This is a genomic window from Mangrovibacterium sp. (assembly GCF_059905295.1).
The window spans coordinates 1-6,467 of record NZ_JBZQJF010000231.1; the positions used below are offsets into that span (position 1 = coordinate 1).

The following is a 6,467-nucleotide window of genomic DNA, read 5'->3' on the forward strand; positions in this document are numbered from 1 at the left end:
GTGAATAATAGTGCAGCCCATAACACGCTGGCTCGCCAGGCGGCCCGCGAAAGTATTGTGTTGCTGAAAAATGACCAGAAGACCCTGCCGTTTTCAAAGGATATTCACACTATTGCTGTTATTGGCCCCAATGCTGATGACGTAGAGTCGCTATGGGGAAATTACAGCGGAGTGCCGAGTGATCCGGTAACTGTTTTAAAGGGTATTCAGAACAAGTTATCACCTCAGGTGAAAGTTCTTTATGCCCAAGGGAGTGATTTGGCTGAAGGGATTCCCGAGATGCATCCGGTGCCTTCGATCTACCTTCAAACGGCCGACGGAGAGCAGGGCCTGAAGGCGGAATATTTCAATAACAGCAATAGTGTGAATATCCTTTGAAAACGGCAGGGTCTTCTGGTCATTTTTCAGCAACACAATACTTTCGCGGGCCGCCTGGCGAGCCAGCGTGTTATGGGCTGCACTATTATTCACCGAAAAAGGAATTTGTGCATAGGCAACTTTTTCAATCGGATCGAACATGCCCAATTTAAAGCGGGCTGTAAACAAGCGTTTCACAGCAACATCAATGTCCGCTTCGCTAATCAGCCCTTCCTCAACAGCTTCTGATAAGGCTTTGTAGGTGCTGCCACAATTCAGGTCGCAACCGGCCTTCACAGCCAAAGCTGCGGCATGGGCAGCATCGGGCACCACTTTGTGGTACTTCCAGATGTCGGCGATAGCACCACAGTCCGAAACCACATAACCACCAAAGTGCCATTTATTTCGCAGAATATCGAAAAGCTCGGAACTGGCACAAGCCGCCTCGCCACGGAAACGGTTATAAGCCCCCATGACGGAGTACACACCTCCATCGACCACCAGCTCGCGAAAAGCCGGCAGATAAGTTTCCTGCAAATCACGTTCGCTCACCTCGGCATCAAACTCGTGCCGTAAAGGCTCGGGACCCGAGTGTACTGCAAAGTGCTTGGCTGTTGCAACGACCTTCAGGTATGTATCGTCGTCACCCTGCAGACCACGAACAAACTGCAGTCCCATTTGTCCGGTCAGGTATGGATCTTCACCATAAGTTTCGTGTCCCCGGCCCCAACGCGGATCCCGGAAAATATTAATATTGGGCGACCAGAAAGTCAGCCCCTGGTAAATACCCCGTTCTCCACGCCGAACAAACTCCTCGTGTTTTGCCCGCGCTTCATCGGAAATAACAGATGCCACATCGAAAACAAGATCCTGGTCCCAGGATGCAGCAATTGAAATGGACTGCGGAAATACGGTTGCATACCCGGCACGGGCAACCCCGTGTAAACATTCGTTCCACCAGTTATATTGCGGCACTCCCAGCCGATCAATGGCCGGAGCTTCATCCATCAGCTGGCTGATTTTTTCAGCAATGGTCATCCGGGAAACGAGGTCATCAACCCGTGTTTTAACAGGAAGATCTGAATTTTGGTACGGGTAAGACTGTTGTGCACTTAGGACGAAGTTAATTCCTAAAAACAACAAGGATAGCAAGGTAATTTTTTTCATCGTATTGGTTGTCTGTTCTGGTTTGTTCTGTTATGCAAATATAATTTTTCGGATAGATATTCGAAATCAAAACACACAAATATCTTCATCTGCAACCAGCTTTTCAGCCCCTCGTTTGCACTGCTACCGCATGAATCCTTTCGCGTGGGCTTGATACCTTTGACCTAAAACCACCTCAACCTTGTCTCCGCTTTGCCACTTGGTTGCAACCTCGGTGTACTGCCCTGGATAAACAGGATACTTCACCCCTTTGGCTGTGACCGAGGAAAATTCAGCCCATTCCGGAATCCGAATAAACAGGTCGACATACCGCTTGTCTTCAACTTCAAACTTGAAACTAACGTGACCTACATTCGGATAATTAGTTTCCTGAATCAGCCGCACATGACCACCTGTTGTATGCTCAAAATCGAATGTTGAGGGGCTATATAAATTCACATAAATACGATCGTAACGCCGGGTATAACAGACTTGCTTAATCATGCTGTCATTTACGATGTCCGGGGAACGACTATTGTAGAAAATTTTCTCCAACTCATCGGCAAAGCAAACCTCTCCGAAATACCTCAGCAGATCTTCATTCAGTTGAAGCCACTCTGCCAGGACAGGCTCATTCAAACTGTCACTCTCCAGGCTGAACTCCTGTTGCTGCTTTCGCCATTCTTCCATAAAATTATCCGACGGATGCTTCGTTCCGGCTTTTTTGAATTGCACAAGCTTACTTTTGAGTTCGGTAATTAATGTATGACCGGTGATCTGTGCTGGAGTTGTCTCTTGATTTTCGCCGGGTAGATTCTCAATTGTTTCAGCCAGTATACCTCCAAGCGTAATTTCAGATTCAGCAACAGAATCAGACACGCCTGCCGGGTCGGGAGCTGTTTGATAATGGCAGGCCGACAGGAGCAAAAGGAAACCGGGAAGCAAAAAAAACAAATAGTATTTCATAAGTGACAGCTTAAGCAATACTGATAAAAACAGATCGGCAAGGGTGAAGTTCAGTCAAATGAATTAATCCCCGAAATATCCACAGTCGCATTAGCTAAAATTTACAATCAGCACTTTCCCGATCGCTTTTATTTTGATATTTTAGTGCCCCATGAAACTAATCAAACTAACGACAGTCAGCCTTTTTATTGCATTTGGTGCTTTATGGCCCCAAAAAGCAAAATCACAATACCGGATCAAGGATGTTGTTCCAACATCAAAAGGTGATCTCGAAATTACGGTCATTGGTCACTGTTTCTATCATTTCACCTTTAACCACCTGAACATCTACGTTGATCCGATTCCCAACGTGGGCGACATCAGCATGCTCCCCAAGGCCGATCTGATTTTAATTACACACGAACACCGCGATCACCTGAATACCAATGTCATCAAGTTTTTATCGAAATACGACACCAAGGTAATTGCTTCGAAATCCTGCATGACGAAGATGGATTTTGGTGAGTTTCTCGAAAACGGACAACAAACGACTTTTAAGGAAATCTACATCAAAGCAGTTCCGGCATACAATGTGGTAAACCTGCGCCCCGACGGTGTGCCTTATCACCCCAAAGGCGATGGAAATGGATACTTCCTGGTATTTGGAGACAAAACAGTTTATATTGCCGGCGACACCGAGTATATCGATGAAATGCGTTTTTTCATGAAACCGGATATTGCTTTTATCCCCATGATGCTCCCTTTTGTTATGGATGAGGATATGTTTGTGAAAGTTGCTAAAAAGCTAAATCCCAAGATCGTTTACCCGGTACATTACAATATCAAACTCGACTCGCTTGTTGAAAAGATGAAAGTTGCCCTTCCCAATACAGAAGTTCGGATTCGATAGGCAACTGCGGCTCAAAATATTTTCTGCGACCAGCAACTTCAGCTCCGGAATATTGTTTTAGCATGAAAATAATCGGACTTGATGAACCCCGAATTGGAGCAAAACTACAGGTCGAAAAGACACACAATTTCATTGAGATCGCTCTGGCAGGATATAAAAGAAGCCATTGCCGGCAGTGAGCGCGATTTCACAGAAACCAGCCTCGGGAAAGCCATCTTTCTTCTGGCTGTTCCCATGATTTTGGAAATGGTGATGGAATCGGTGTTTGCAGTAGTTGATATCTTTTTTGTATCGCGATTAGGGGCCGATGCGGTGGCCACGGTCGGCATTACCGAATCGGTGATGACCATTGTTTACGCGGTAGGTATCGGGCTAAGCACGGCAACAACAGCACTTGTTGCCCGCAGGGTTGGTGAAAAAGAACCGCGTAAAGCCGGGAATGCCGCCTTCCAGGCAATATTGGTTGGAGCAATCTTCTCCTTTATAGTCGCCATTCCTGGATTTTTATTTGCCAAAGAGTTCCTGAAGCTCATGGGGGCCAGCGAGCAAATGGCTGAAGATGGGTTTTATTACCCGATGGTCATGTTTGGTGGCAATTTGGTGATCATGCTGCTCTTCATCATCAATGCGGTATTCCGAAGTTCCGGCGATGCTGCAATTTCAATGCGTGTATTATGGTTGGCCAACCTGATAAACCTGATTCTCGATCCGCTGCTGATCTTTGGCTGGGGCCCAATTCCTGCTTTAGGGTTGAAAGGGGCTGCCCTGGCAACGACCACCGGACGGGGAATCGCTGTGCTGTACCAGTTTTATATCCTGTTTAAAGGAAACGGACGAATTCATCTCGACATTCGGAACCTCAGTATTCGCCTAAAGGTCATGTTAAAATTATTGCGCTTGTCGGTTGGTGGTATTTTCCAATACCTGGTGGCAACCTCCAGCTGGATCGCACTGGTACGAATGATCTCGTTTTTTGGTGCCGAGACACTTGCGGGATACACGATCGCTATTCGGATCGTCATTTTTGCGCTACTTCCGGCCTGGGGATTATCCAATGCCGCAGCAACGCTGGTAGGACAAAATCTGGGAGCCCACAAACCGGAACGGGCCGAACGTTCGGTATGGATTACCGGAGCGGTAAATGTCATTATGATGGCGATCATAGCCCTCATCATCCTTTTATTTCCCGAAACTTTAGTTCGCCTATTCATCTCCGATAAAGTGGTTATAGAAAACGGCGTAACAACCTTGCTCTGGATGGGAACCGGATTTATTTTCTACGCTTTAGGAATGGTCGTCGTTCAAGGATTCAATGGAAGCGGCGATACCATCACTCCTACTAAAATCAATCTCGTATGCTTTTGGCTAATTGAAATCCCCCTGGCTTACCTGCTTGCAATCTCCGGAAAACTGGGAATTCATGGCATTTTGCTGTCCATTGTATTCTCCGAATCATTGCTGACCATCATCGGCGTTCTCGTTTTTCGACGCGGAAAATGGAAATTAAGGAAAGTCTAAGCAAAATTGCTATTCGTTCACCTATCATTTCAGGCTTTTTACCGAATAGGAGGTATAGATCATCAAGTGTTTTAGCTACTTTCGATTGTAAATCTAAAACACCAAATCATGTCATTATTGGGAAATCTCATCTGGATTATCTTCGGTGGTATCCTCATCTTTTTCGAGTACCTGGTTGCCGGCCTTTTGCTGTGCCTCACCATTGTCGGCATTCCGTTCGGAATACAAGCCATTAAACTATCGCTTTTAGCCTTATGGCCTTTCGGCACCCGAATTGAATACATGGATTACGCGCCCGGTTGCCTTTCAACCATCATGAACATCATCTGGCTGCTGATCGGCGGTATCTGGATTGCCTTAACACACTTGGTTTTCGGTATTCTGTTCGGCATAACCATTATTGGTATCCCTTTTGCCAAGCAACATTTCAAATTAATGAGCCTGGCACTAACGCCATTTGGCCGACGAGTGGTTTAACAGTGATCAGTCGTAGCATTCCGGCCCCGCAGGGGCTTAATTCGGGTAGCCTTGCGTGCTCCCTCCTATATTTAAAATAGCTGGAGCACTGTTGCTGTTTGATTTGGTTCTAAGCACTCTTTGGTGCCCAGGTTTTAACAGTAGAGCTTGGCTAGGAAATATTCAGTTGTTGGGGATCTTGTCGATTATCGAAAAAACTAAGGAGGTATATCCGTTGATTCGCGTTATCTACCTGGTAAAAAAGTGAATTATTCTTATCGATAAAAGCCCTGTGAATATCTTGGTGTCTTCCGGAGTGAACAAAAATATCAGGATTCTTCTTTATGGCTCGAATAACAATCTCGGTCCTTTTAGCAAACTGAATCATTTCATTCCTGGTCCAGTTTTCCTGCAAATAATCCATTACCTTGAAATAGGTAAGTCTGGCTTTTGCCGACCAAATGATATCCATTTAAAAACCGTATTTTTGTTGAGCTTCACGTACGACTTCTTCGTGTGAAAAGGTATTCCCTTTCGAGACATCTTCGATACCTTCCATAATAGCTTGTTGCACCTCGGCAGGCAACTTATCCCACCAATCCATTTCGTACTCCTTTTCAAATATTTTTTCAATCTGTAAAAGCAATGCCGTTTTTTCAGTGTTTAAAATTTTGGCAACAAGATCCAGTTTCAATGATTGAATATCCATATCTAGATGTTTTTTGTAAAAATACAAAATAATCCGACCTTGTTCTATTTGAATTTAAACACAAAGACTGAGTGAGTGATGGTGAGAGACTGATATTGATCCTTACTTTTAACCAGACTACGATCGTCATAGGACGAAGGACGAAGCGATCTGTTGCTAATGTGTAATGTAGCTGAAGATGGCTTCGCTGTGCTACCAGTGACAGATATAACAATTGAAGGATAGATGGAATGAAGGATTGAGGGAGCCTCAAGGTTCTAGCCTCAAACTGCAAGTTGACACAAATTCAAGGTTTTAAATCCCAAATTTCAAAAGGGAGCTGGAGGAAAGTGGTCAGTCGCAGTCGCAATAACCAGTAACGAGTAACTAGTAACTAGTAACGAGAACCCAGTAACCAGACACCCGCAACAGCCCCTGATCTATAAA

The 6,467-nt window shown here is 45.2% G+C and carries 7 protein-coding genes and 1 pseudogene; 4 read left to right on the top strand and 4 right to left on the bottom strand.

Features of this window, described 5'->3' with window-relative positions:
- Positions 1–57: 57 nt before the first annotated feature.
- Positions 58–165 (top strand): annotated as a pseudogene (locus AC37HE_RS12225) (glycoside hydrolase family 3 C-terminal domain-containing protein); the annotation flags it as partial.
- Positions 166–219: 54 nt separating this feature from the next.
- Here the strand turns inward: AC37HE_RS12225 and AC37HE_RS12230 are convergent.
- Both AC37HE_RS12230 and AC37HE_RS12235 read right to left on the bottom strand, forming a co-directional pair.
- Positions 220–1,524: a glycoside hydrolase family 3 protein gene (locus tag AC37HE_RS12230; protein WP_500783127.1), complete on the bottom strand. Its 1,305-nt coding sequence runs from the start codon at positions 1,522–1,524 to the stop codon at positions 220–222.
- A 123-nt stretch (positions 1,525–1,647) separates the two neighbouring features.
- Positions 1,648–2,469: a hypothetical protein gene (locus AC37HE_RS12235; RefSeq protein WP_500783128.1), complete on the bottom strand. Its 822-nt coding sequence runs from the start codon at positions 2,467–2,469 to the stop codon at positions 1,648–1,650.
- Between the two features lie 151 nt (positions 2,470–2,620).
- On the opposite strand from AC37HE_RS12235, the gene AC37HE_RS12240 reads away from it, so the two are divergent.
- From AC37HE_RS12240 to AC37HE_RS12250, 3 genes are all read left to right on the top strand, one after another.
- On the top strand, positions 2,621–3,358 hold the full coding sequence (locus AC37HE_RS12240) for an MBL fold metallo-hydrolase (protein WP_500783129.1): 738 nt from the start codon (positions 2,621–2,623) through the stop codon (positions 3,356–3,358).
- Between the two features lie 132 nt (positions 3,359–3,490).
- Complete coding sequence (locus AC37HE_RS12245) at positions 3,491–4,876, top strand: MATE family efflux transporter (protein ID WP_500783130.1); 1,386 nt, start codon at positions 3,491–3,493, stop codon at positions 4,874–4,876.
- Between the two features lie 108 nt (positions 4,877–4,984).
- Positions 4,985–5,353: a YccF domain-containing protein gene (locus tag AC37HE_RS12250; protein WP_500783131.1), complete on the top strand. Its 369-nt coding sequence runs from the start codon at positions 4,985–4,987 to the stop codon at positions 5,351–5,353.
- A 151-nt stretch (positions 5,354–5,504) separates the two neighbouring features.
- Here the strand turns inward: AC37HE_RS12250 and AC37HE_RS12255 are convergent, their stop codons facing one another.
- Both AC37HE_RS12255 and AC37HE_RS12260 read right to left on the bottom strand, forming a co-directional pair.
- Complete coding sequence (locus AC37HE_RS12255) at positions 5,505–5,804, bottom strand: type II toxin-antitoxin system RelE/ParE family toxin (RefSeq protein ID WP_500783132.1); 300 nt, start codon at positions 5,802–5,804, stop codon at positions 5,505–5,507.
- Entirely contained in the window at positions 5,805–6,041 is a 237-nt protein-coding gene (locus AC37HE_RS12260) for a hypothetical protein (RefSeq protein ID WP_500783133.1), read from the bottom strand. It lies immediately after the preceding gene.
- Positions 6,042–6,467 lie beyond the last annotated feature (426 nt).